We start from the raw sequence: 24,038 nt of genomic DNA on the forward strand, positions 1-24,038 counted from the left end.
CTTGACAACCTCATCTAGGACCCTCGGGGACTGGTTCTCGGAGTTCGACCGAGAGGCGTTCCCACTGGAAACGCTGGCCGACTACAGCCAGTCCGGCGGGGTCGACGCGTACCGCGCGTTCCTCGCAGGCGAGGGTCAACCAGAAAGCTTCAGGACCGCCGCCTGGGTCGAGACCGTGTCCGCTGCCACTCGATCCGGTAGGCGCATGTATCGGGTGCACGTCCTGGCGCGCCCGCTCACGGAGTACCTCCGGTTCGAACTCGCTTGGGGGTACCACCGGAACATGGCGGCCGGAGAGGAGTTCTTCATCCTCGACACCACGGCCCAGGCGAACCCCCTACCCGAGGCGACGGATTTCTGGCTCTTCGATGACGAGACCGTTGCCGAGATGAGCTATGACGGCAACGGGAAGTACCTCGGAGCCGAGTTCCTCACCGGTGACGAGATCGCCCAGTTCAGGGCATACCGTGACATCGCAATGGCGCACTCCGTCCCGTTCACGCAATGGTGGGCAGAGCACGGCGAGTGAAAAGGACACAGCTCGGAGCGGAGCTGCGGGAACTTCGGCAGGCATAGCCGACCCGCTCCCCACCGCTCGCGTAGGAAGTCGGCCTGACCGACTTCCTACGCGCACAACCCGATCTCCGAACTGCCGCCAGAAACCCGGAGCGGATTCTTTCGGGAACGGGAAAGCGCACGGAAACAACCCACACCCGCCCCTACCTTGGTGGCTCACCGAATCGATCCGCGAATCACGGGGAGTCCGCCATGTCCGCCGGGAATTCTGCACAGCCGACCAAGGCCCGCCGCCACCGCCACCGGACGCATGCGGAGTTCATGGCGCGGGTCGACGACAACCCCGTCCGGAAGGACCTCACCACCGGGGGCCTCGTCGAGATCGTCGGCGCCCAGGACGGCCGGGCCCTGGTCCGGCCGCTGTTCGCGCCGGACGCCCCACCGCGGCAGGTGCCCGTCGACCAGCTCACCACGCGCATCAGCCTCTGGGGCTGACCGCCCTCGAATCTTCCGCCCAACTCCTGGGCGGGGCGGGGCCGTTCCGTGCGCGCCCCGGAACCACACCGGAAGGTGGTGTCGGCGATGACCGATCGCAGCCTCTACGAACTCGACCTCTCGCAGCTCACGCTCAACCGCGCGTGCGGCGGCAACCAGGGCGGGGGTGACGACGGCGAGTCGTGCGTGACCCTCGGCCTGGTCGAGCACGGCGTCTACGCCCTCGGCGACAGCAAGCGGCCCGACCGCGCGCCCCTCCTCTTCACCGCCGAGGAGCTCGCCGGCGCCGGGATCGACCCGGCTCGGTTCGGCCTGTCCGTCTGAGCCTCCTGAAAGCCCCTCCCGCCCGCGGTCCCGCGCGGGCGGGAGGGGATCAAAACCCCCGAGGAGAAGCACCGTTGCACTTCCACGGCTACGAGTGGGCCGGTGACGGCCGACTGTTGACCAGAGAGGCCGAGCGGCGGCCGGTCGACATCATCCGCTTCGGCGCCTCGGACCTCCCGCCGATGATGACCGGCTGGTGGCTGCGCCGCCCGGCCTCCCAGGTCCGGGGCACCTGGGACACCCCGGAAGCCGCCGTACACTGGCTCACCGCTCGCTACACCGAGCACACCCCCGGCGGCGATCCCTGGCTTCCGCTCGACGCCCGACGCCGGTACGCCCTGACCCAACTGGCCGGCGCCTGCGACGTGCTGTGGTCCCGCTGGATCTCCGACACCCGCTGGTCGGGCCACTACGTGATCGTCTGCCCGCCCCGGCTCCGGCCGGACCTCCCCTGCCCGACCGGCCGGCCCGCGCCGGCAACGAAGCCCGCCAGCGCCCCCGCGGTGCCGCTCAGCCGCCCCGCGCCGTCCGGGCGTACCGGCCCGGGGTGACGCCGCAGACCCGCTTGAAGTGCCTGGTCAGGTGCGACTGGTCGTAGAAGCCCGCCGCGGTCGCCACCTCGCCGGGCGGCCGTCCGTCGAGGAGCAGCCGACGGGCGAGGTCGACGCGGCGGGACGTGACGTACTGGTGCGGTGCGAGGCCGAACGCGGCGCTGAAGGCGCGGACGAGGTGCGCGGGGTGGGCGTGCAGCACTCCCCCCGCTTCCTGGAGCGTGGTGCCGTCGAGCAGCCGCTCGTCGAGGAGGTCCCGCAGGTCCTGGGCGACGCCCGGACGGGGCGACGGTTCACTGCCGGCCGGCCGTGGCCGCAGGTGAGTGCGCAGGCGTTGGCTGATGAGGGCCAGACGGCTCTCCGCCTCCAGCTCGTCCCCCGGGTCGGCGAGGGCGGTGTGCAGTCGCCCGATGCGGGTGCGCAGGAGCGGGTCGGCGAGGTCGGGGCCGTCAACGGCGGGCCCGATGTAGCTGGCGTCCAGCTGGGTCATGTCGAGGTAGAGGACGCGTTTGCGGAACCCGTGGGCGGTGGCGGGCGAGCCGTTGTGCGGGACCAGCGGGGGCAGCAGGCTGACGGTGTCGCCGGGGGTGCCGCGCTGGTGGCGGTCCAGGTCGTAGCGGACCGCGCCGTCGTCGACGATCAGCAGTGTCCAGCTGTCGTGGACGTGCATGGGGTAGGCGTGCTCGGTGAAGTGGGCGTGGAAGACCTCGGTGACGCCCGGGACGGTCGGACGCCAAGCAGAGATCTCCTGCCCGGATGCCATGCAAAGAACGTACAAGACGGCGGGGGCGGGCGCCCCGCAGTCTCGACGCATGAGAACGATCGATGAGACCGACGCCCCCACGGAACCCGGGGGCAGGGCCGACACAGGGACCGACACCGGGGCCGACGCAAGGGCCGGTACCGGAGCCGACGCGGGGACCGCGGGCGCACCCGTGCGCTTCGACACGAAGATCGCCGTCCTGCTGCGCGAGGACCTGGAGCCCTGGCAGCGGCTGAACGTCACCGCCTTCCTGGTCAGCGGCCTCGGCACGGTCTCCCCGGAGCTGGTCGGGGAGCCGTACGCGGACGCCGACGGCACCGCGTACCTGCCGATGTTCCGCCAGCCCGTGCTGGTGTTCCAGGGGACGAAAGAGGTGCTGACGGCCGCACACGGCCGCGCGCTCGGCCGGTCGCTGCCGACGGCCGTCTTCACCTCGGACCTGTTCGCCACGGGCAACGACCGGGACAACCGGGCGGCCGTGCGGGCGGTGGCCGGGGATCTGCTCGATCTGGTGGGGCTGGCCGTCCACGGGCCGCGCAACGCGGTGGACAAGGTCCTCAAGGGCGCCCGGATGCACCCCTGAACGGGCAACAGCGCCCGGACCGGTGCCCGGACACACCGCTGCCCCGTACGGAAATCCCGTACGGGGCAGCGGTGTTCGACCGGGCGGCGACTACGCGTTCGGCACGGTCGCGTAGCGCGGGGTGCCCTCGGCCATCTGCCGCAGGGCGTCCTTGCGGTCGCGCTTGGAGAGCTTGTCGATGTAGAGGAACCCGTAGAGGTGGTCCGTCTCGTGCTGCAGGCAACGGGCGAAGAAGCCGGTGCCCTCGACGCGGATCGGGTTGCCGTCCTTGTCGACGCCGGTCACCGCGGCGAAGTCCGGGCGGGCCAGCTCGGCGTAGGCGGTCGGGACGGACAGGCAGCCCTCGTTGCCGTCGTCCAGGACGCGCTTGCGGTCCGCCGGGTACTCCTCCAGCTTCGGGTTGATGACGTGGCCGATGTGGCGCACGCCCTCGTCGTCGGGGCAGTCGTAGACGAAGACCTTGAGGTCGACGCCGATCTGGTTGGCCGCCAGGCCGACGCCCTCGGCCGCGTACATCGACTGGAACATGTCGTCGATCAGCGCGGAGAGCTCGCCGTCGAACGCGGTGACGTCCTTGACCTCGCGGTGCAGGACCGGGTTGCCCACGACGGTGATCGGACGCGCGGTGCCCTTGGAGAGGTCCGGCTCCTCACCGACCACCTTCACCGGCTGGGCCGCGTCCCCTGCGGGCTCGTGGTCGTGGTCGTGCTGGTGGTCGTGCTGCTCCGCCATCGCTACTTTTCCGCTTCCGCTTCCGAGAATGGGCCTAGGTATACCGCTCAAGGGTAAGCGGCCCGCTCAGCAGACTTCCTCCAGATCCCGGTACGCCCGTGCAGCGGGCGCGGCCGCGACCCAGCGGTCGAGGAGCGAGCGGACCAGCAGTGCGGGTGCGGCGATCCCGCACTCCCGCTCGACCAGCCAGGACATCCCGGCCGCGCCGCCCTGGCTGAGGTGGCTCAGGTGCCCGGGGTGCGCGGCGTCGCCGTCGTCGTGCGGGTCGTGGTGGGCGGTGTGGCCGTCGTCGGCGGCCATCCGGCTCTCCGAACAGGCCCGGCAGAGAAGCCGCACCGAGGACGTCCAGTCCTCGGCCGCGTAGCCGGCGTCCGCGACCAGGCGTTCCAGGGCGTCCCGGTCCCCGGCCGTGGCGGCCTGCAGCAGCACCACGTAGGTCGGCACCGGGGAGGGCGCCCACAGCTCGATCTCGTCGAACACCGGGTAGGCGACGCCGTCGGTGACCCGTTCCCCGTGCGGGGCGCCGTCGTGGAGCACCACCTCGCCCCAGCGGCGGCCGGAGGAGGGCAGCGGGATGGACAGCACCTCGATCCGGGCCGGGTCGAGCCGGCGGCCCCACACCACCTCGGACTCGCCGTCCGGGGAGAGCCGCACCGGCGTGGTGCCGAGGTCCAGGCTGACCGGGCCGTCGGGCTGCCCGCCGGGGCCGCCGGGCAGCTTCAGCCCGTAGGCCTGCCAGGCGCGCCGGGCGAGCGGCCAGTCCTGCAGGGCGGTCGCGGTGATGCCGAGGTTCCACCAGTCGGGGGCGCCGTGCTCGCGGTCGAGCAGGGCGACGGCGCGCAGGCCGGCCGAGCGGGCCTGCTCCCAGTCGCGGCGGAACTTGTGCAGCAGGGCGAGGTTGAACCAGGAGTCGGACAGCCAGGGCTCTAGGTCGGCGGCCATCACCAGCAGCGCGCCGGCGTCCTCGTAGCGGCCGTCGCCGATCAGCGTGAAGGCACGGTCGGTCGTCTGCCGCCAGGTGGCGGACGGCCGGTGCCGTGCCCGGTGGAAGATCCTCACGTTCGTCCCTGCCGTCGTCGTCCGCTCGAGTCCCGTACCACCGCGCCCACCCCAACTCCTCGGGGCCGGACGCTTCGCGGGGTTCGGGCCCGGTGTCCCGGGTCGGTGTTCCACGCTACGACCGCATCCAACCACGCCCGCCCCCGCCCGCGCTCCCCACCGCTGAGGTTGGGCGCCCGCCCTACCCAGCCTGCCCGCCCGGCCGCCCGGCCTCAACCCCGGCGGGTGGTCGCGCGCCCGCGCCTGGGCCGCGTCTCCAGTCCGCCTCGGGCCGGACCCGACCCGGGCCCGCCGGGTGCGGGCCCCGACCGGCGCCCGTACGGACGCCGGGTACCCCCGTCGACCTCGGTGAACCCGCGGCCGGGCCGGCGGTCACCCCTGCTGCCCGGGACGGGCGGGCCGGCGGCTGCCCGAGTCCTCGGGGCCCCGGCCCCGCGGCGCGCTCCCGGGGCCCCTCACCCCCGGGCCTGCCCGCCCACCCGGGCCAGCGCGTCCACCACCCGGGCGTCGTACACCCGGCCGCGGCCCAGCCGCAGCACCTCCAGGGCCTCCAGCCGCCCCACCGCCTCGCCCACCCCGCGGCCGCGGGCGGCCGTCAGCAGGTCGTCGTGGGCGTTGGCCACCCGGATGATCCGGGCGGCCAGCGGCACCGAGCCGTCCGCACCGGCCGGGCCGAGCACCGGATCGGCCAGCCGGGCGACCTGCTCGGCGACCTGCCGGGGCACCCCGGTGCGGCGGATCACCTCGCTGCCCAGCCGGGCGATCCGCTGCTGCTCGGCGCAGGACAGCAGGGCGGTGGCGCCGTCCGGCACCGGTTCGACCAACGAGAGCTGGCCGACGTCGTGCATCAGGGCCGCGTACTCCAGCAGGGCGAGTTCCCGGGTCCCGAGTCCGAGCTCGCGCCCCAGCGCGCACGCCGTGTCCGCGACCCGGCGCGCGTGCCCGTGCGGGGTGTAGCCGGCCACCTCGGTGGCCCTGGCCAGGCTGGCGATGGTCTGCCCGGTGGTGGCCCGCACGGCCGCTGCGCGCCGGAAGGACACCTGGGCGAGCAGCAGCGGGGTGCAGAACAGCGGCAGCGCCCAGAGCCCGACCTCGCCGGCCGCGAGGCTGACCAGCATCCCGGTGGCGACGATGGCCGAGCCGATGCCGAACAGCGAGCGGAGCTCGTCCTCCAGCGCCGCCGGGAACCGAAGCCCGGTGTCCGGGCCTGCCGCCGAGCGGCGCAGCAGGGCGGCCAGGGTCGCGTCGCAGAGGGCGGCCAGCGCGGCGACGGCGGTCAGGAAGGCCCCGTACGCCGGGCCCTCGGGCGAGAAGCGGTCCACCAGGCCGCCGTTGTAGAGCGGCTGGAAGACGGCGGCCGCGAAGCCGATGCCGAGCAGCCGGCGGGCCGCGCTGTCCCGGCGGGCCGGGTCGGCCCAGGGCGGGCGCCGGTGCGGCCGGTCCGGACGGGCCCGGTGGATCAGGCCCGCCCCGTCGCCGCCCCTGCAGTGCGCCTTGAGCCAGGGCAGGGCGAGCCCGGGCAGCCAGGCGAGCAGCAGGCCGACCCCGGTCACCGCGACCACCTGGAGCGTGCCGTGCGCGGTGGGCACCCCGCGCAGCGGGCCGAGCAGCGCGTACGCCAGTGCGCCGGCCGCGCCGATGGGCGCCTGCTCGCGGTCCCCCGGAAGGGTGATCCGGACGCACTCGCCGAGGGCGATGAGCGTGGTGAACGCCAGCGCGACCCGCGGCTCGGCCACCCCTCGCAGCACGACCGCGGCCGACGCGAGGAACAGCAGCGCGGCCGCCGCCGCGTGCACGGCGCGGGCCTGCCGGCCGGCCGCCGTCACGGCTGCCCGGCCGTGGGGACGCTCCCGCCCTGGGCGGGCACCCGGCGCGGCGCGGCCCGGACCGGTTCGGGCACCCCGAGCGGGATGTCCGGGACGGCCCGGATGCTGCCGTCGGGCGGCGGCAGCACCGGCTGCCAGTCGTGCACGACCAGCGCGTCGATCAGCGCCCGCACCATCGCCGGGTCGAACTGGCTGCCCGAGCAGCGCTGCAGCTCCGCGACCGCCTCGGTGACGGGCCGGCCGCGCCGGTAGGAACGGGTGGAGGTCATCGAGTCGAAGGCGTCGGCGACGGAGATGATCCGGGCGAACTCGGGGATCTGCTCGCCGCTGAGCCCGCTGGGGTAGCCGCGGCCGTCCATCCGCTCGTGGTGGTGCAGGATCCCGGCGTGCGCCTCGCCGAGGAAGGCGATGCCGCGCACCAGCTCGAACCCGTACACCGGGTGGATCTCGACGGCCCGTCGCTCGGCCTCGCTGAGGGGACCGTTTCTGCGCAGCAGCTCGGTGGCCACGCCCAGCTTGCCGACGTCGTGCAGGATCCCGGCGAACCGCAGGGTGCGCAGCCGTTCGGCCTCCATGCCGAGCTGGGTGGCGATCAGCACCGAGGCCCGGCCGACCCGTTCGCTGTGCCCGCGGGTGTACGCGTCCTTGATCTCCACGGCCTGCACCAGCGACTGCACGGTGGCCTGGTGGGCGTCCCGCTCGCGCTGGCCCTGGGCGAACACCCAGGCCGAGATCGACAGCGGCAGCAGCGCCAGCAGCGCCGCGAACGCCCCGTACGGGCCCTGCCAGAGCACCGTCACCATCAGGCCGCCGGCGGCGTGCACCAGCACCGGCAGTCCGCAGACCGCGACGGCCCCGCGCAGCAGCACCACCGGCCGGCGGTCCTCGGTGAGCATCAGCATGGCGCCCACCAGCACCCCGTTGACCAGGCAGAACGTGGCGACGGCGGCGAAGCCGGGCAGCAGTGCGGCGGGGAACCGGGAGCCCAGCAGCAGTTGTGGTCCGCGCAGCAGCTGGAAGGCGGCCGAGGAGGCGAAGGCGCACAGGGCGAGCTGGGAGCCGTTCCACAGCTGACGGGCCCGGCAGGTGCGCCGGGTGGGGCCGCCGAGCAGCGCGGCGGGCACCGCGACCAGGGCCGCGGCGGCCGGCGGGAGCATCAGCACACCGGCGAACAGCACCGGGAAGAAGGCGTTGACGCCGGGCCGGTTGGGCGCCCGTTCGGACGGCGGCGGGCGGCGCAGCAGGAGGCGGGTCAGCCGCAGGCAGGGCGTCGGCAGGCCCTGGGCCAGCGACTCCCAGCACCCGTGCAGGAAGGCCAGCAGCCCGACCTTGGGCCAGTCGACCGGCGCGCCAAGCCAGCGCGGCACCCCGGGGACGGCCTCGGCGGGCAGCAGCGGCAGCAGGCAGCAGAGCGCCGCCACCGGAACGGCCACCAGGTAGCGCGTCGCTCCCTGCGGCAGGGCCGCGCCTCCACTGTCGGTAGCGATCTCGACCTCCCCCGCCGTCCGGGCCCGCGTTGCCTCAGCACGCCGGGCGGACCGGCGGTGAGCGTCCGTCAGGAGGATAGGCCGCCGTCCGGGCGCGGGGACGCATGATCGCGCAATGGCGCAGCTGGCACACCGCCAACTCACTCGAACGAGTGAGGGCGCATGCGAGCACGACGGGAGCGGCCCCGGGAGCGCACGCTCCCGGGGCCGCTGAACTCCGTGTCCTGACCACCGGACCCGTCCTCGCCGACGGGCCCGGTGGTTGCTCCGGTCGGCCGTCCGGCCGCGCGGAGGCGCCGGCTACTCCGCCGGAGCACCCGCCTCGACGGGGGCGCCCGGCCGCGCGGACGGCGCCTGGCCGCCCTGGCCGGGGGTCGGGGCCGGTCGGGCGGCCTCGACGTGGATCTCGACCGCGGTCTCGACGGCGACCACCACCTGCTCACCCGAGCGCTGGCCGGCCCGGATCGAGTCGATCCTGGCGAGCACCTTGCTGCGCAGGTCGGCCGGGGTGTCGTCGCAGCCGCAGGAACGCTTGATCAGCGCCTTGATCGCCTGCTCCAGCCCGTACTGCTTCAGGCACGGCGAGCACTCCTCGAAGTGCTCCCGCAGCTTGGCGCAGTCCCCCTCGGCCATCTCGTTGTCGAGGAATTCGTAGAGGTGGTCGAGGACCTCGCCACACTCCGTGTCGTGCGGATCGCCGCAGCTCATGAGCCCGAGCCCTTCGCTTCCTGCCCTGCCCCGCTGCCGGCCGGGACGAGCCCGCGCTCACGGGCGTAGTCCTCCAGCATGCCGCGCAGCTGACGGCGGCCGCGGTGCAGCCGGGACATCACCGTACCGATGGGAGTACCCATGATGTCCGCGATCTCCTTGTACGCAAAGCCCTCTACGTCCGCGAGATAGACGGCGATCCGGAACTCCTCCGGGATGGCCTGGAGCGCGTCCTTCACGTCGCTGTCGGGGAGGTGGTCGAGCGCCTGGGTCTCGGCCGAGCGCAGACCGGTCGACATGTGCGACTCGGCGCGGGCCAGCTGCCAGTCCTCGATCTCCTCCGCCGCGGTGCGCTGGGGCTCCCGCTGCTTCTTGCGGTACGAGTTGATGAACGTGTTGGTGAGGATGCGGTACAGCCAGGCCTTGAGGTTCGTGCCCTCGCGGAACTGGTGGAAGGACGCGTACGCCTTGGCGAACGCCTCCTGGAGCAGGTCCTCCGCGTCCGCGGGGTTGCGCGTCATGCGCAGCGCCGCCGAGTACATCGGGTCCAGGTAGCCCAGGGCGTCGCGCTCGAAGCGCTCCCGCCGGGCCTCCTCGCTCTCCTCCGCGGACACCCGGAAGGTGTCCTCACCGATCGCCTCGGCCAGCTCCTCACCGGTGAGCGCCTCGCCCACGGGCTGGCCCTCCTCCGGGCCCCGGCCCGGCTCGGCCTCGTGCTCGGTCCCGACGACCGGACCCACCTCCTCGGCATGGCGGGCACGACCCCCGGCGGGCCGCCCCGAAATGGAGGATATCGGGCTGACGGGCTTCTCGCCCGCGACAATCCAGTCGGACCAGGCGGGGGCGAACGCCGCAGCGGCCTCGCGCTCCTCTGGCCGCTCGGGGCACGCGATCGAACCCATCTGCCCTGCCTCTCACCGGGAATCGTGCTGACGAGGGTGTCAACCACCCGGACGGCGCCCGCATTCCCGCCGCGGCCGCCTCATCACTCGCACGGGCGATCGGCCGGAAACCCCTGGTCACCGCCGCCCGGTCGGCTCCGGCCGCCCGGCCGCCCCCGGTGCCCCCTGCCTCAGAGCAGCGCCAGCACCCAGTCCCCGACCGCCCGGCAGATCAGCTCCAGCACCTCGTCCTGCCCAACCGGCGCCCGCTTCGGCACCTCGAAGCCGTGGCTGCCGTACGGCACCGCCACCAGCTCGTGCCCCGCCGGCAGCTCCGGGAACTCCATCGGACCACCGAACGGGTCCGCCGCGCTCTGCACCACCAGCGTGGGCAGCCCCGACTCCAGCAGCTCCTCCGCCCGGCTCTTCTCCGGCTGGCCCGGCGGGTGCAGCGGGAACGCCAGCGCCACCACCCCCACCGCCCCGGTGGCCGCGCCCGTCCGGCAGGCCACCCGCGCCCCGGCGCTGCGCCCCCCGACCACCAGCGGCACGCCCTGACCGGCCAGCCGCTCGGCGACCGGCGTCCAGCCGAGGTCCAGCGTGCGCGGCGCCGGGCCGAGCCGCTTCCCGGCCACCCGCCAGGGCTGCTCGACCAGCGCCACGGTGATCCCGCGCGGCGGCAGTGCCTCGGCCAGCGCGACCAGGTCCCGGGCCTCGACCCCGCCGCCCGCGCCGTGCCCGAGCGCCAGCAGCGCCCGCGGCGCGGCGGCCCGGTGGTAGCGGATCCGGGCGTCGCCGGCCCCAGTCGCGACCAGCTCGGTCGGGACGGATCCGGCGGGGTCGGTCCCGGCGGGAACGGGTTCGGCGGGAACGGGTTCGGTGGGGGCGGGTTCGTGGGTCATCCTCGGGCACTCCAGCCGGTTCAGAACAGGGTGGTCTCGTACTCGGCCTCGGCCCACGGCTCCTTGAGCTCCGGGCCGTTGTTGCGGATGCTGCCGACCGCCGGGGAGACCGGCGTGGCCAGCAGCTCGCCGGGCGGCGGGGGTATCAGCAGCCGCTGCAGCGCGTCCGGGTCGGTCAGCCCCGGGTCCAGCCACTCGCCGTGGGACGCCGGGTCGAGGAAGAGCGGCATCCGCTCGTGGATCGGCGCCAGCGACTCCTCGGCGTCGGTGGTGACGATGGTGAAGGTCACCAGCCAGGCCGCCGGGTGGTCCGGCGGCACCGTCCGGTCGCGCCAGAACTCGTACAGCCCGGCCAGCGCCAGCGGGGCGCCGTCCGCCCGGGAGACGAAGTACGGCTTCTTGCGCGCCTTGCCGCGCTCGCCCGGCACCGTCTGCCACTCGTAGTAGCCGTCCACCGGCACGATGCACCGGCGGGAGGCGAAGGCCTGCCGGTACGAGGGCTTCTCGTGCACCGTGTCCGAACGGGCGTTGATCATCTTCACCGCCGTCTCGGCCGACCTCGACCACTGCGGCACCAGCCCCCAGCGCAGCACCCGCAGCTGCCGCACCGGCCGCTCCCGGCCCTTCGGCACCCGCTCCAGGACCACGAAGGCGCTGTTCGTCGGCGCCACGTTCCAGTTGGCCGCCAGCGTCTCCGCCGGGTCCCACTGCTCGACGCCGAAGATCTCGACGACGTCCTCGGGCTTGCTGCTGGCTGCGAAGCGACCGCACATGCCGGTCAGCTTGCCATGCCGGGCACGCTCACCACTTCCTCATCCCACGGACAGAACCACCCGCTCCCGCCCGACCGTCCCCGCATGGGAGGCTGCCCCGAACGGCCCAACGCAGCGAACGGAGGCGGAGAAGAACGATGAGCCCTCACCCGACCGACCGGAACCTCGGCGAACTGTGGGACCAGGTCACCGGCACCCAGCCCGGCCCGCCCGGCTGGCTGGTCCTCGCCACGGCCGGCGCCGCCCTGCTCGCCGTCCTCGCCCGCCCGCTCTGGCACGTCACCCGCAACGCCGTGACCATCGCCCACGAGGGCGGCCACGGCCTCGCCGCCCTGCTCACCGGCCGCCGGCTGGCCGGCATCCGGCTGCACTCCGACACCTCCGGCCTCACCCTCTCCTACGGCCGCCCCACCGGCCCCGGCATGATCCTCACCGCCGCCGCCGGCTACACCGCCCCCGCCCTGCTCGGCCTCGGCTGCGCCGCCCTGCTCTCCGCCGGGCGGACCACCCTGCTGCTCTGGCTGGCCGTCGTCCTGCTGCTCGCCCTGCTGGTGCGCATCCGCAACGCCTTCGGCCTGTTCACCGTGCTGGTCGCCGGCGGCGCCTTCTTCCTGGTGTCCTGGTTCGGCAGCGCCGAGGTGCAGGCCGGTTTCGCCTACCTCGGCTGCTGGTTCCTGCTGTTCGGCGCCGTCCGCCCGGTCCTCGAACTCCAGCACCAGCGCCGCACCGGCTGGGCCCGCGACTCCGACGCCGACCAGCTCGCCCGCCTCACCCACGTCCCCGGGCTGGCGTGGATCACCGTCTTCCTGCTCACCGCCCTCGCCAGCCTCGCCCTCGGCGCCAGCTGGCTGCTGGCTCCGCTGTAGCCGCGGACGGGGCCCGGACGCGCCCGGCGGCGGCTCTCAGCATCCGGCCGTCACGGGGGCCGTTCCGGTACGGCCCCTAAACTGGCCCCCATGACCGAGACCCTGTGGCCCGCCCCCGTCGCGACCACCCCCGTTGACGCCACCGTCACCATCCCCGGCTCCAAGTCGGTCACCAACCGAGCCCTGGTGCTGGCGGCGCTCGCCGACGAGCCCGGCTGGGTGCGCCGCCCGCTGCGCAGCCGCGACTCCCAGCTGATGGCCGACGGCCTGCGGGCCCTCGGCGTCGGCATCGAGGAGCGGGTCAACAACGACTCCGGCGGCACCGGCGGCGGCGAGGCCTGGCGGGTCATCCCGACCCCGGCTCTGCGCGGCCCCGCCTCGATCGACGTCGGCAACGCCGGCACCGTGATGCGCTTCCTGCCCCCGCTCGCCGTCCTCGCCGACGGCCCGGTGCACTTCGACGGCGACCCGCGCAGTTACGAGCGCCCCCAGCACGGCGTGATCAACGCCCTGCGCGCGCTCGGCGCCCGGATCGACGACGGCGGCCGCGGCGCCTTCCCGCTCACCGTGCACGGCACCGGCGCGCTGGACGGCGGCCCGGTCGAGCTGGACGCCTCCTCGTCCTCGCAGTTCGTCTCGGCCCTGCTGCTGTCCGGCGCCCGCTACAACCAGGGCGTCGAGGTCCGGCACGTCGGCGGCCCGGTGCCGTCGCTGCCGCACATCCGGATGACCGTCGAGATGCTGCGCCTGGCCGGCGTGCAGGTCGACGCCCCCGAGGACGGCGGCGAGAAGGACGTCTGGCGGGTCACCCCCGGTGCCCTGATCGGCCGCGACCTGGTGGTCGAGCCGGACCTCTCCAACGCCGCGCCGTTCTTCGCCGCCGCCCTGGTCACCGGCGGCCGCGTCACCGTGCGCGACTGGCCGAAGCACACCACCCAGCCCGGCGACCAGCTGCGCGAGATCTACACCCGGATGGGTGGCGCCTGCGAGTTCACCGACGAGGGCCTGCAGTTCACCGGAACCGGCCGGATCCACGGCATCGAGGCGGACCTGCACGACGTCGGCGAGCTCACCCCGGTGATCGCCGCCGTCGCCGCGCTGGCCGACTCCGAGTCGCACCTCTACGGCATCGCCCACCTGCGGCTGCACGAGACGGACCGGCTGGCCGCCCTGGCCAAGGAGATCAACGACCTCGGCGGCGACGTCACCGAGACCGAGGACGGCCTGCGGATCCGCCCCCGCGCACTGCACGGCGGGATCTTCCACACCTACGAGGACCACCGCCTGGCCACCGCCGCCGCGGTGGTCGGCCTCGCCGTGCCCGGCGTCGAGGTGGAGAACGTGGCCACCACCGCCAAGACCCTGCCCGACTTCCCGCGGATGTGGGCGGAACTGCTCGGCGAAGCGGTGGCGGACGCCTGATCGGAGACTGAGCACATGCGCCGCTACGGCAAGGACGCCGACGAGGACGACATCCGCAACCGCCCCGCACGCCGCGGTTCCCGACCGCGGACCCGGATCCGGCCCAAGCACGACGACGCCGCCGAGGCGATGGTGCTGACCGTCGACCGCGGCCGGCTGACCTGCCTGGTCGACCCGGGCACCAAGCAGGAGCGCGAGGTCGTCGCCATGAAGGCCCGCGAGCTGGGCCGCAAGGGCGTCGTCGTCGGCGACGTCGTCAACCTGGTCGGCGACCTCTCCGGGGACGCCGACACGCTCGCCCGGATCGTCCGGGTCGAGGACCGCAGTTCCGTCCTGCGGCGCACCGCGGACGACGACGACCCGTACGAGCGGATCGTCGTCGCCAACGCCGGGCAGCTGGCCATCGTCACCGCGCTCGCCGACCCGGAGCCGCGGCCCCGGCTGATCGACCGCTGCCTGGTGGCCGCCTACGACGCGGGCATGGACCCGCTGCTGGTGCTCACCAAGTCCGACCTGGCTCCGGCCGAGCCGCTGCTGGAGGCCTACGCGCCGCTCGGCATCGACTACGTGGTCACCCGCCGGGACGAGCTGGGGACCACGGGCGCCGAAGCCGTCCGCGAGCACCTGCGCGGGCGTTCCACCGTGTTCATCGGGCACTCCGGCGTCGGCAAGACCACCCTGGTCAACGCCCTCGTCCCGGACCGCCAGCGGCAGACCGGCCACGTCAACGCCGTCACCGGGCGCGGCCGGCACACCACCACCTCGGCGCTGGCCCTGCGGCTGCCCCCGCCGCCCGGCGCCAAGCCCGGGTCCCGGAAGGCGCTGGACCCGGGCTGGGTGATCGACACCCCGGGGTTCCGGTCCTTCGGCCTCTCGCACATCGCCCCGTCCCGGGTCATCCACGCGTTCCCCGACCTGGAGCCCGGCACCGTCGAGTGCCCGCGCGCCTGCAGCCACGACGAGCCGGACTGCGCGCTCGACGCCTGGGTCGCCGACGGCCACGCCGAGGGCGCCCGGCTCTACTCGCTGCGCCGGCTGCTCTCCAGCAAGGAGGCCCGCGAGGGCGACTGACCCGGCCGGCGGCCCGCCGCCCCCGGGTTTCCCCACCGTTCGAGGTGTCGGACCACGCCAGCCTGGTGATCATAGGAAAGTCGGGCCACAGCGCGGTCCGACCCGTCGATCGACAGGGAGGGCACGCGATGGCATGGGCCCTGGTGATCCTGGCCGGCCTGCTGGAGACCGGCTTCGCGATCAACCTCAAGCTCAGCGAGGGATTCACCAAGCTCTGGCCCACCATCAGCTTCTGCGTGTTCGCCCTGAGCAGCTTCGGCCTGCTCACCCTCTCCCTGAAGAGCCTGCCGGTCGGACCCGCCTACGCCGTGTGGACCGGCATCGGCGCGGCCGGTACCGCCGTCTACGGCATGGTCTTCCTGGACGAGACCACCTCGGTACTGAAGCTGGTCTCGATCTCCCTGGTGATCGCCGGCGTCATCGGCCTCCAGCTCAGCGGCACCGCGCACTGAGGTCCGCGGGACACGCCCCGACGGGCCCGTGGACCGCCCCGTCCCGCTCCGCGAGCCCGGCTGTGCCGATCCCGGCGGGCTCGCTAGGGTTTCGGACATGGCCGACTACCACGACGATCTCCGACTCGCCCACGTCCTCGCCGACTCGGCCGACTCGGTCACCCTGGAGCGCTTCCGCGCCCTCGACCTCACCGTCGAGACCAAGCCGGACCTCACCCCCGTCAGCGACGCCGACAAGGCCGCCGAGGAACTCGTCCGCGGCGTGCTGCAGCGCGCCCGCCCGCGCGACGCGGTGCTCGGCGAGGAGTTCGGCCTGCAGGGCTCCGGCCCGCGCCGCTGGGTGATCGACCCGATCGACGGCACCAAGAACTACATCCGCGGCGTCCCGGTCTGGGCCACCCTGATCGCCCTCCTCGAGGACGGCCCGGACGGCGTCGAGCGCCCGGTCGTCGGCATCGTGTCCGCCCCCGCGCTGCAGCGCCGCTGGTGGGCGGCCAAGGACCTCGGTGCCTTCGCCGGCCGCAGCCTGACCAAGGCCTCCCGGATCCACGTCTCCGGCGTCTCCCGGATCGAGGACGCCTCCTTCTCCTACTCCTCGCTCACCGGCTGGGAGGAGCGCGGACGCCTCGACCCCTTCCTGGACCTCACCCGTGCCTGCTGGCGCACCCGCGCCTACGGCGACTTCTGGTCCTACATGATGGTGGCCGAGGGGGCGGTCGACATCGCCGCCGAGCCCGAGCTCTCGCTCTGGGACATGGCCGCCAACTGCATCATCGTCGAGGAGGCCGGCGGCCGCTTCACCGGTCTGGACGGCGTCCCCGGCCCCGGCGGCGCGGACGCCGTCGCCAGCAACGGCATCCTCCACGACGAGACCCTGCGCCGCCTGAGCGTCTGACCCCGGCCGCCCGGGCCCCGTTCTCCGGCGAGCGGGCGGCCCCGGAACTGGTGCGGGCCCCGTGACCAGTCATCTGGTCACGGGGCCCGCTGCTCATCGGGGCGCGCCCCCGGGCTACTGCTTGCGCAGCTCCCGGACGGCCGCCTCCAGCCGCTGCCCGTAGTCGGCGTCGGCCTTGCGGAAGTTGTCGACCGCCCGCTCGACGATGTCCTCGCGGTCGGCGGAGACCTTGGCGATGAAGCCGGCCAGGTTGGCGATCAGCCGCTGCTTCTCGTCCTCCGAGAACAGCCGGTACAGGTTCCCGGCCTGCACGAAGTCGTCGTCCTCGGCGTGCGAGGGCGCGACGTGGTTGCCGGTGGCGCCGGTCACGGCGGTGGCGGCCCACAGCGGGCGGCCGGTCTGGACCGGGCCGCCGAAGCTGTTCGGCTCGTAGTTCTTCTGCCGGCCGTGGCGGCCGTCGTAGAGGTGGCCGTCGCGGCCGTTGGTGCGCGCCTCGGTGGCGTGCGGGCGGTTCACCGGCAGGTGGTCGGCGTTGATGCCGACGCGGTAGCGGTGGGCGTCCGCGTAGGCGAACAGGCGGCCCTGGAGCATCTTGTCCGGGGACGGACCGATGCCGGGCACGAAGTGCGCCGGGGAGAAGATCGACTGCTCGACCTCGGCGAAGACGTTCTCGGGGTTGCGGTTGAGCTCCAGCTTGCCGATCTCGATCGGCGGGTAGTCGGCGTGCGGCCAGACCTTGGTGAGGTCGAAGGGGTTGAAGCGGTAGTTCGCCGCGTCGGCCGCCGGCATGATCTGCACCTGGACGGTCCAGGTCGGGTACTCGCCGCGCTCGATGGACTCGCGCAGGTCGCGCTGGTGGCTGTCCGGGTCCTCGCCGGCGAGGCGGTTGGCCTCGTCCTGGGTGAGGTTGCGGATGCCCTGGTCGGTCTTGAAGTGGTACTTGACCCAGAAGTGCTCGCCGGCCGCGTTCTGCCACTGGTAGGTATGCGAGCCGTAGCCGTTGAGGTGGCGGTAGGTGGCGGGGATGCCGCGGTCGCCGAACAGCCAGGTCACCTGGTGGGTGGACTCGGGCGACAGGCCCCAGAAGTCCCAGACGTTGTCCGCCTCCTGGGAGCCGGTGTACGGGTCGCGCTTCTGGGTGTGGATGAAGTCCGGGAACTTCACGGCGTCCTTGATGAAGAACACCGGGGTGTTGTTGCCGACGAGGTCGTAGTTGCCCTCCTCGGTGTAGAACTTCAGCGCGAAGCCGCGCGGGTCGCGGACGGCGTCGGCGGAGCCGAGGTTGCCGGCGACGGTGGAGAAGCGCAGGAAGACCTCGGTCTGCTTGCCGATCTCGGAGAGGAACGCGGCCCGGGTGTGGGCCGTCACGTCGGCGGTGACGGTGAAGGTGCCGTAGGCCGCCGCGCCGCGGGCGTGCACGACGCGCTCCGGGATCCGCTCGCGGTTGAAGTGCGCGAGCTTCTCGAAGAGCAGCTGGTCCTGGATGAGTGCCGGGCCGCCGATGCCGGCGGTCTCGGTGTTCTGGTTGTCGGCGACGGGGGCACCCGCCTCCGTGGTGAGGGTGGGGCGCAGCTCGTCCTGGGTCGTCATGGGGGTGCCTCCGCGGTGTCCGGTCGTGACGACTCGATCCTAACTTGGACTTTGTCCAAGTCAACACTGGAACCAATCTCGGATCGTGACTTACCCTGGGCCCATGAGCGACCTGCTGGAACGACTTCGCGGACGCGGCTGGCGGCTGACCTCACAGCGCCGGGTCGTGGCCGAGGTCCTCGACGGCGACCACGTGCACCTCACCGCGGACGAGGTGCACGCGCGCGCGGTGGCCCGGCTGCCCGAGATCAGCCGCGCGACCGTCTACAACACCCTCGGTGAACTGGTCGGCCTCGGCGAGGTCCTGGAGGTCGCCACCGACGGCCGCGCCAAGCGCTACGACCCCAACGCCCACCGCGCCCACCAGCACCTGCTCTGCTCCGGCTGCGGCGCGATCCGCGACGTCCACCCGCACGGCGACCCGCTGGAGGCGCTGCCCGCCGGGGAGCGCTTCGGCTTCACCGTCACGGCCGCCGAGATCACCTACCGCGGCCTCTGCCCGGACTGCACCGCCGGGCCGTAACGCGGCCCGGCGACTCCCGCGGGCCCGGCGAGACCTCGACGAAGCACCCCGGGGGGACCCACCCCGGTGAGACCCCGGGGCACGCCCGACCCGCCCTACGCGCTCAGCTCCGCGTGCAGCGCCCCCAGCAGCCGCCCGGCCCGCTCGGCCACCTCGGCCGGCCCGTAGTCGGCCGCCCGGCGGCACCAGTTCTCCGCCTGCACCGGCTCGCCCCGGCGCAGCGCCAGCAGGGCCAGCCGCAGCGCCGCCCGGCCGTGCCCGGCGTCGGCGGCCCGGGTGTACCAGAGCATTGCCTGCGCCTCGCGGTCCTGCCGGGCCAGCAGCAGCCCCAGGTTGAACGCCGCACTGCGGCTGCCGGCCTCGGCGGCGCGCCGGTACCAGCTCTCGGCGATCTCCAGCGCGCCGCGCTCGGCCGCCCGCACGCCCATCCGCACCTGCGCCCGCCGGTGCCCGGCGTCCGCCGCGACGGCGTACCAGTGCTCGGCCTCGGTGTCGGCGTCGCCGCGCCGGTCCAGCACCGAGGCCAGCCGGAAGGCACCCTCCGCCGATCCCCCGGCCGCGGCCTGCCGGTAGCGCTCCAGGGCGCCGGCCAGGTTGCCGCGCTGCTCCTGGACGACGGCCAGCTGGAGCGCGGCCTCGCCGTGCCCCTCCGCGGCGGCGCGCGCGTACCACTCCTGGGCCTGCCGCTGCTCGCCGCGCCCGGCGTGCAGCACGCCGAGGTTGAAGGCGCCGTCCACGCTGCCGGCCTCGGCAGCCTTGGAGAACCACGGTTCGGCGCCCGACTCGTCACCGCGCTGCAGCAGCACGACGGCCAGCGCGTTGCAGGCCTCCCGGTGACCGGCGTACGCGGCCCGGCGGTACCACTGCTCGGCCTGCTGGTCGCGGCCGGTGCCGGCGCAGAGCAGGCCGAGGTTGAACGCGCCGTTCTGGTCGCCCGCGTCCAGGGCGGTGCGGTACCAGTGCTCGGCCTCCTTGGCCTCGCCGCGCCCCGCGTGCAGGGCGCCGAGCGCGTTGGCGGCGTTGCCGTCGCCGGCCTCGGCGGCCTCCTGCCACCACTCGGCGGCGGCGCCGGCGTCCCCTGAGTCGCGCAGCAGGAAGCCCAGGGCGCAGGCCGCCCGCGGCTCGCCGTTCTGCGCGGACTGCCGGTACCAGCGGGCGGCCTCATCCAACAGGGTCCGGTCGTCGCCGGAGCGCTCCTCCAGCAGCACGCCCAGGCGCAGTGCGGCCCGGGCGTGGCTGCGGGCGGCCGCGGTGCGGTACCAGGTCTCGGCGGTGTCCTTGTCCCCGGCCGCCTCGCGCATCCTGGCGAGGCGGTAGGCGGCCTCGCGGTGCCCGGCGTCCGCGGAGACCTTGAACCAGCGTTCGGCGCGCACGTCGCGCCGGTGCTCCATCAGGTCGCCCAGGGCGTAGGCGCCGAGCGGGTGGCCGTGGTCGGCGGCGAAGTGCAGCCAGTACTCGGCGGCCTCCTCCTCGCCCTGGTCGCGCAGCTGGAGCCCGAGCGCGTGCGCGGCGGGCGCGCTGCCGGCCACCGCGGCCTGGCGCCACCACTGGGCGGCCTCGGCCCGGTGGCCCTGCTGGTGGAGCAGCACGCCGAGGTTGTTGGCGGCGGCGCGCAGGCCGGCGGCCGCGGCGGCGCGCAGGTAGGACTCGGCGTCCTCGAGGTCGCCGCGGCGCAGCAGCAGGGTCCCGAGCCGGCAGGCGGCGTCCGGGTCGCCGTCGTCGGCGGCCTGGCGGTGCCGGGCCTCCAGCGCGGCGCTCTCGCGGGCGGCCAGGGCGGACTCGAAGCTGGTGGTGTCCAGGCCTGCCGGGTCGAGCGCGGCGGCTCCGGAGCCGTCGGTGTCGGCGTCCGTGCCGTAGGGGCCGACGGCGGCGGCGAACTGACGGGCGGACACGTGGACGAGGCTGTCGGGGCCGTAGCCGCCGACCGGCGGACGTTCGGTCAGACCGCTGGTGCGCTGGGCGGGGAGGGCTCCGGGGCGGCTCTCGGGGCTCTCCGCCCAGGCGTCGGTGTCCGCCTCGGTGGCCGCGGCGGACTTGGTGCCTGACCCGTTCTTGCCGATCAGCCTCATGCCGACTCCCGCTCCCCCAGAGTGTCGCGGCATCGTGCCCCGGCCCGCGGCCGGGGGGACCCCCAGGGGAGGCGCCGGACCCGACGGCTGATCAGCAGCCGCGTACCGTCCCCCGCGTGTCCCATCGTCGCATCACCCGCTAACCGCGTACACCTGCCCCGGCCGAATTCGGGCGGGGTCGACTCGAAGCCGACGAAATTGCTTCGGCGCTTTGTCGATTTCCCGACACTTCAACCCCACAAACCCCTGAGCCGTCCTCGTTGGCGACGGTCGATAGTACCGGAGCGGTTCCCACCGCTTGGGAGCGGAAACACCAGAGGCCCGGAGGAAGGATCCTCCGGGCCTCTGGCACTGAGTAGCGGGGACAGGATTTGAACCTGCGACCTCTGGGTTATGAGCCCAGCGAGCTACCGAGCTGCTCCACCCCGCGTCGGTGGTTAAACCATAGCACGGGCCCGGGGTGGAGTCGGAATCGGTTGTCGCAGCTCAGCGGGCTACGGGTGCGGGCTCGCCGATCCGCCGGGGGTCGCCGCCGCGGACGGGGCCGCCGGCGAGCCGGTGCCGCGGGCGGCCTCGGCCGCCTTCAGGGCGTCGCCGAGCGCCTTCTGGGCGTTGCCGTACGCCACCCAGTCGCCGTTCTTGAACGCGGTCTGGCTGTCGTTGTACGCCTTCTCCGCGTCCGAGAGCGCCTTCTGCAGCTCGGGCGAGATCGTCCCGCCCGGGGCCGGGGTGGCCGGGGCGGTGGGCGTCGGCGTCGACGGGCCGGTCGGGGTGCCCGGGGTGGACGGCGCGGTCGGGGTGGTCGGCGGGGCCGATCCGGCGAACACCTTCTTGAGGGCGTCCTCCAGGGTGTTCTCGAACGCCACGTTGTCGTTCCCGTACACCGCCAGGACCTTCTGCAGCGTCGGGTACTTGGCGCCGCGTCCGCGCACGTAGACCGGCTCGACGTTGAGCAGTCCGCCGCCGACCGGGAGGGTGAGCAGGTTGCCGTACTCCAGGTCGGAGTCCCCGCCGCTCTTCAGCAGGGTGATCTGCTGCGCCACCTCCTGCCGGGAGTTGAACTGCGACTGCACCAGGTTGGGGCCGAGCGTCTTGCTGTCGCCGGGGATCTTGAGGATCCGGATCTTCCCGTAGTCCGGGCCCGGGTCGGCGTTGACCGCCATGAAGGCCGCCAGGTTGTCCCGGCCGTTGGGCACGAAGGTGGAGGTCAGCGAGAAGCTCGCCGAGGTGACCGCGGGGTCGGGCATCCGCACCGTCAGGTAGTACGGCGGCTGGACCTGCTTGGTGTCGCTGGTCGGGTCCACCGGGACCTGCCAGATGTCGCTGCCGTTGAAGAAGGAGTTGGAGTCGGTCACGTGGTACTGGCCGAGCAGGTCGCGCTGGACCTTGAACATGTCCTGCGGGTAGCGCAGGTGCGGCAGCAGGTCCGCCGGGATGTCGGCCTTCGGCTCGACGCTGCCCGGGAAGGCCTTCATCCAGGTCCTCAGCACCGGGTCCTGCTCGTCCCACTGGTAGAGCTTCACCTCGCCGGTGTAGGCGTCCACCGTGGCCTTGACCGAGTTGCGGATGTAGTTGACCTGGTTGGCGACGGTCAGCAGCTCGCCGCGCTGGTTGGTCAGCGAGTCCTTGGTGGCGGTGCCCAGCGTCGTCTTCGAGGAGAACGGGTAGCCGTCCGAGGTGGTGTAGCCGTCCAGCACCCAGACCACCTTGCCGTCCTGCACCACCGGGTACGGGTCGGCGTCGATCGACAGCCACGGGGCGACCTTCTCGACCCGCTCCTTCGGCGTCCGGTTGTAGATCACCTTCGCGCCGTCGGTGATCGCCCCCGCGTAGAGGATCTGCGGCTCGGCGAAGCGCACCGCGTACGCGGCCCGGGTGATCGGGTTGTCCAGCGAGACGCCGCTGTCACCGGTGTACTGGTACTGCTTGTTCTCGCCGGTCTCGGTGGTGTAGTCGATCTCCTGGTTCGAGCCGCCGACGATCGAGTACGAGGTGGTCTTCTCGCCGTAGTAGATCCGCTGCTGGTAGTCGCCCAGCGCACCGGTGGCCGGCAGGCCGGACTCGGTGAACACCGGCTGACCCTTGTCGTTGACCTGGTTGCCCTTGGCGACGACCGCGCCGTAGCCGTGGGTGTACTTGAAGTGGTCGTTGATCCAGTTGCGCTGCACGCCGTTGAGGTCGAGCTCGCGCAGGCCGATCACGGTGTCCTGCTTGCCGGTGCCGGCGCCGTAGCGGTCCACGTCCAGGGTGTTCGGGAACGCGTAGTAGCTGCGCTGCTGCTCGATCGACTGGAAGGTCGGCGAGACGATGTTCGGGTCCAGCAGGCGGATGTCCGCGATGGTCTGCGCGTCCGGCTTGAGCGCCTCCGCGGTGGTCGACCCCTGCGGGCTGTACTGGGAGGTCTGCGCGTCCGCGATCCCGTACGCCTGCCGCGTGGCGTCGATGTTCTTCTGGATGTACGGCGTCTCCTTGGCCTGCTCGTTCGGCTTGACCTGGAACTGCTGCACGATCGCCGGGTACAGCCCGCCGATCAGCACCGCCGACAGCACCATGAGCCCGAGCCCGATCAGGGCCGGCGCCCAGGTGCGGCGCACCGGGGTCAGGAAGAACAGCACCGCGCAGATGATCGCGACGAAGAAGAGGATGGTCTTGGCCGGCAGGAAGGCGTTGGCGTCCACGTAGCGCAGGCCGGTCCAGCCGGAGACCCCCTTGTAGGAGCCGGTCTTCACCGCCAGCGCGTACCGGTCCAGCCAGTACGCCGCCGCCTTCAGCAGCACGAACACGCCGAGCAGCACCGCCAGGTGCCCCTGCGCGCCCGCGCTCGCGCGCCGGCCGGGGCCCTGCAGCCGCAGCCCGCCGTAGAGGTAGTGCACCAGCGCCGAGGTCAGCAGCGAGACGATCACGGCGCTGAACGCGAAGCCCAGCAGGAACTCGTAGAACGGCAGGGAGAAGGCGTAGAACGAGACGTCCATGCCGAACTGCGCGTCCTTCTCGCCGAAGGACGTCGCGTTCGTCCACATCAGCCAGGTCCGCCACTGGCCGGACGCCGCGGCGCCCGCCACCAGGCCGATCACCAGCGAGACGCCGATCAGCGCCCAGCGCTTGAACGGCGCCAGGCCGGAGCGGTAGCGGTCCAGGCTCTGCTGCTCGACCGACATCGCCGACAGCGGCGGCCGCAGCCGGTGCGCCAGCCAGACGTTGAAGCCGACGATCACCGCCATCAGCAGGCCGAACACCGCGAACAGGCCGGCCTTCGTCCACAGCTGGGTGGTGAACACCGAGGAGTAGCCGACCGACTTGAACCAGAGCCAGTCCGTCCAGAAGCCGGCGAACATGACGAACAGCAGGAACAGCACCGCGAGCACGCCCAGCGTCAGCAGGGCGACCCGCGCGCGCCGCGAGGGAGGGCCTACCCTGCGCCGGAATCCCGGCCCTGAGCGTTCCGGCATCTGGAATACCACGGTGGCACCTCGGCTGTGTGGTCTGGAGTCGATCGGTCTTCAGGGAAACTTAACCAGGCTTTGGTCGAGTTCCCACCGTTAGCAGACGG

The 24,038-nt window shown here is 73.4% G+C and carries 23 protein-coding genes and 1 tRNA gene; 11 read left to right on the plus strand and 13 right to left on the minus strand.

Annotation, left to right across the window (positions count from 1 at the left end):
• The first annotated feature begins 1 nt into the window (after position 1).
• From ACIRS1_RS26320 to ACIRS1_RS26335, 4 genes are all read left to right on the plus strand, one after another.
• Positions 2–529: a DUF6879 family protein gene (locus tag ACIRS1_RS26320; protein ID WP_402844093.1), complete on the plus strand. Its 528-nt coding sequence runs from the start codon at positions 2–4 to the stop codon at positions 527–529.
• A gap of 239 nt (positions 530–768) precedes the next feature.
• A complete protein-coding gene (locus ACIRS1_RS26325) occupies positions 769–1,011 on the plus strand; it encodes a hypothetical protein (RefSeq protein ID WP_402844095.1) in 243 nt (80 codons plus the stop codon).
• An 87-nt stretch (positions 1,012–1,098) separates the two neighbouring features.
• Positions 1,099–1,335 carry a DUF397 domain-containing protein gene (locus ACIRS1_RS26330; protein ID WP_402844098.1) on the plus strand — a complete coding sequence of 79 codons (237 nt, stop codon included), beginning with the start codon at positions 1,099–1,101 and terminating at the stop codon, positions 1,333–1,335.
• Between the two features lie 74 nt (positions 1,336–1,409).
• Entirely contained in the window at positions 1,410–1,886 is a 477-nt protein-coding gene (locus ACIRS1_RS26335) for a hypothetical protein (RefSeq protein WP_402844101.1), read from the plus strand.
• Here the strand turns inward: ACIRS1_RS26335 and ACIRS1_RS26340 are convergent.
• A complete protein-coding gene (locus ACIRS1_RS26340) occupies positions 1,846–2,649 on the minus strand; it encodes an AraC family transcriptional regulator (protein WP_402844103.1) in 804 nt (267 codons plus the stop codon). The two genes, ACIRS1_RS26335 and ACIRS1_RS26340, sit on opposite strands and share 41 nt — an antisense overlap.
• Before the next feature lie 172 nt (positions 2,650–2,821).
• Between ACIRS1_RS26340 and ACIRS1_RS26345 the strand changes: the two genes are divergently transcribed.
• Positions 2,822–3,232, plus strand: a complete 411-nt coding sequence (locus tag ACIRS1_RS26345; protein WP_402844106.1) for a DUF2000 family protein — start codon at positions 2,822–2,824, stop codon at positions 3,230–3,232.
• 90 nt (positions 3,233–3,322) lie between these two features.
• Here the strand turns inward: ACIRS1_RS26345 and def are convergent, their stop codons facing one another.
• The 8 genes from def to ACIRS1_RS26385 all read right to left on the minus strand — a co-directional run bounded on the left by def (position 3,323) and on the right by ACIRS1_RS26385 (position 11,600).
• Positions 3,323–3,964 (minus strand): peptide deformylase, encoded by a 642-nt coding sequence (gene def / locus ACIRS1_RS26350; protein WP_402844108.1) that lies wholly within the window; start codon positions 3,962–3,964, stop codon positions 3,323–3,325.
• A gap of 66 nt (positions 3,965–4,030) precedes the next feature.
• Positions 4,031–5,023: a hypothetical protein gene (locus ACIRS1_RS26355; protein WP_360204342.1), complete on the minus strand. Its 993-nt coding sequence runs from the start codon at positions 5,021–5,023 to the stop codon at positions 4,031–4,033.
• Between the two features lie 455 nt (positions 5,024–5,478).
• Entirely contained in the window at positions 5,479–6,849 is a 1,371-nt protein-coding gene (locus tag ACIRS1_RS26360; protein WP_402844110.1) for an HD-GYP domain-containing protein, read from the minus strand.
• The gene (locus ACIRS1_RS26365; protein ID WP_402844112.1) at positions 6,846–8,282 is read right to left on the minus strand and encodes an HD-GYP domain-containing protein; all 1,437 of its coding nucleotides are present in this window, start codon (positions 8,280–8,282) and stop codon (positions 6,846–6,848) included. The genes ACIRS1_RS26360 and ACIRS1_RS26365 overlap by 4 nt, the downstream gene beginning before the upstream one ends.
• Positions 8,283–8,636: 354 nt before the next feature.
• Complete coding sequence (gene rsrA / locus ACIRS1_RS26370) at positions 8,637–9,044, minus strand: mycothiol system anti-sigma-R factor (protein WP_360204334.1); 408 nt, start codon at positions 9,042–9,044, stop codon at positions 8,637–8,639.
• On the minus strand, positions 9,041–9,784 hold the full coding sequence (locus ACIRS1_RS26375; RefSeq protein WP_360204332.1) for a sigma-70 family RNA polymerase sigma factor: 744 nt from the start codon (positions 9,782–9,784) through the stop codon (positions 9,041–9,043). The genes rsrA and ACIRS1_RS26375 overlap by 4 nt, the downstream gene beginning before the upstream one ends.
• A gap of 332 nt (positions 9,785–10,116) precedes the next feature.
• The gene (locus ACIRS1_RS26380; RefSeq protein ID WP_402844116.1) at positions 10,117–10,827 is read right to left on the minus strand and encodes an alpha/beta family hydrolase; all 711 of its coding nucleotides are present in this window, start codon (positions 10,825–10,827) and stop codon (positions 10,117–10,119) included.
• Between the two features lie 20 nt (positions 10,828–10,847).
• The gene (locus tag ACIRS1_RS26385) at positions 10,848–11,600 is read right to left on the minus strand and encodes an SOS response-associated peptidase (RefSeq protein ID WP_402844119.1); all 753 of its coding nucleotides are present in this window, start codon (positions 11,598–11,600) and stop codon (positions 10,848–10,850) included.
• Between the two features lie 137 nt (positions 11,601–11,737).
• Between ACIRS1_RS26385 and ACIRS1_RS26390 the strand changes: the two genes are divergently transcribed.
• The 5 genes from ACIRS1_RS26390 (at position 11,738) to hisN (ending at position 16,306) form a co-directional block, all read left to right on the plus strand.
• Positions 11,738–12,466, plus strand: a complete 729-nt coding sequence (locus ACIRS1_RS26390; RefSeq protein WP_360204323.1) for a M50 family metallopeptidase — start codon at positions 11,738–11,740, stop codon at positions 12,464–12,466.
• Positions 12,467–12,556: 90 nt separating this feature from the next.
• On the plus strand, positions 12,557–13,888 hold the full coding sequence (gene aroA / locus ACIRS1_RS26395; protein ID WP_360204321.1) for a 3-phosphoshikimate 1-carboxyvinyltransferase: 1,332 nt from the start codon (positions 12,557–12,559) through the stop codon (positions 13,886–13,888).
• A gap of 15 nt (positions 13,889–13,903) precedes the next feature.
• Complete coding sequence (rsgA, locus tag ACIRS1_RS26400; RefSeq protein WP_360204318.1) at positions 13,904–14,959, plus strand: ribosome small subunit-dependent GTPase A; 1,056 nt, start codon at positions 13,904–13,906, stop codon at positions 14,957–14,959.
• A gap of 128 nt (positions 14,960–15,087) precedes the next feature.
• Positions 15,088–15,411, plus strand: a complete 324-nt coding sequence (locus ACIRS1_RS26405) for a multidrug efflux SMR transporter (protein WP_360204315.1) — start codon at positions 15,088–15,090, stop codon at positions 15,409–15,411.
• A 97-nt stretch (positions 15,412–15,508) separates the two neighbouring features.
• A complete protein-coding gene (gene hisN / locus ACIRS1_RS26410; RefSeq protein WP_360204312.1) occupies positions 15,509–16,306 on the plus strand; it encodes a histidinol-phosphatase in 798 nt (265 codons plus the stop codon).
• Positions 16,307–16,420: 114 nt separating this feature from the next.
• Here the strand turns inward: hisN and ACIRS1_RS26415 are convergent, their stop codons facing one another.
• Entirely contained in the window at positions 16,421–17,896 is a 1,476-nt protein-coding gene (locus ACIRS1_RS26415; protein WP_402844122.1) for a catalase, read from the minus strand.
• 103 nt (positions 17,897–17,999) lie between these two features.
• Here ACIRS1_RS26415 and ACIRS1_RS26420 point away from each other — a divergent pair, with 103 nt between their 5' ends.
• The gene (locus ACIRS1_RS26420) at positions 18,000–18,419 is read left to right on the plus strand and encodes a Fur family transcriptional regulator (RefSeq protein WP_402844124.1); all 420 of its coding nucleotides are present in this window, start codon (positions 18,000–18,002) and stop codon (positions 18,417–18,419) included.
• Between the two features lie 95 nt (positions 18,420–18,514).
• On the opposite strand, the gene ACIRS1_RS26425 is transcribed toward ACIRS1_RS26420, so the two are convergent.
• The 3 genes from ACIRS1_RS26425 to ACIRS1_RS26435 all read right to left on the minus strand — a co-directional run bounded on the left by ACIRS1_RS26425 (position 18,515) and on the right by ACIRS1_RS26435 (position 23,937).
• Complete coding sequence (locus ACIRS1_RS26425; RefSeq protein ID WP_402844126.1) at positions 18,515–20,488, minus strand: sel1 repeat family protein; 1,974 nt, start codon at positions 20,486–20,488, stop codon at positions 18,515–18,517.
• Between the two features lie 356 nt (positions 20,489–20,844).
• Positions 20,845–20,918: transfer RNA gene (locus ACIRS1_RS26430), tRNA-Met, on the minus strand.
• A 64-nt stretch (positions 20,919–20,982) separates the two neighbouring features.
• Positions 20,983–23,937 carry a UPF0182 family protein gene (locus ACIRS1_RS26435; protein ID WP_360204301.1) on the minus strand — a complete coding sequence of 985 codons (2,955 nt, stop codon included), beginning with the start codon at positions 23,935–23,937 and terminating at the stop codon, positions 20,983–20,985.
• Positions 23,938–24,038: the final 101 nt, after the last annotated feature.

The organism is Kitasatospora sp. NPDC101176, from assembly GCF_044768035.1.
Taxonomy (GTDB): domain Bacteria; phylum Actinomycetota; class Actinomycetes; order Streptomycetales; family Streptomycetaceae; genus Kitasatospora.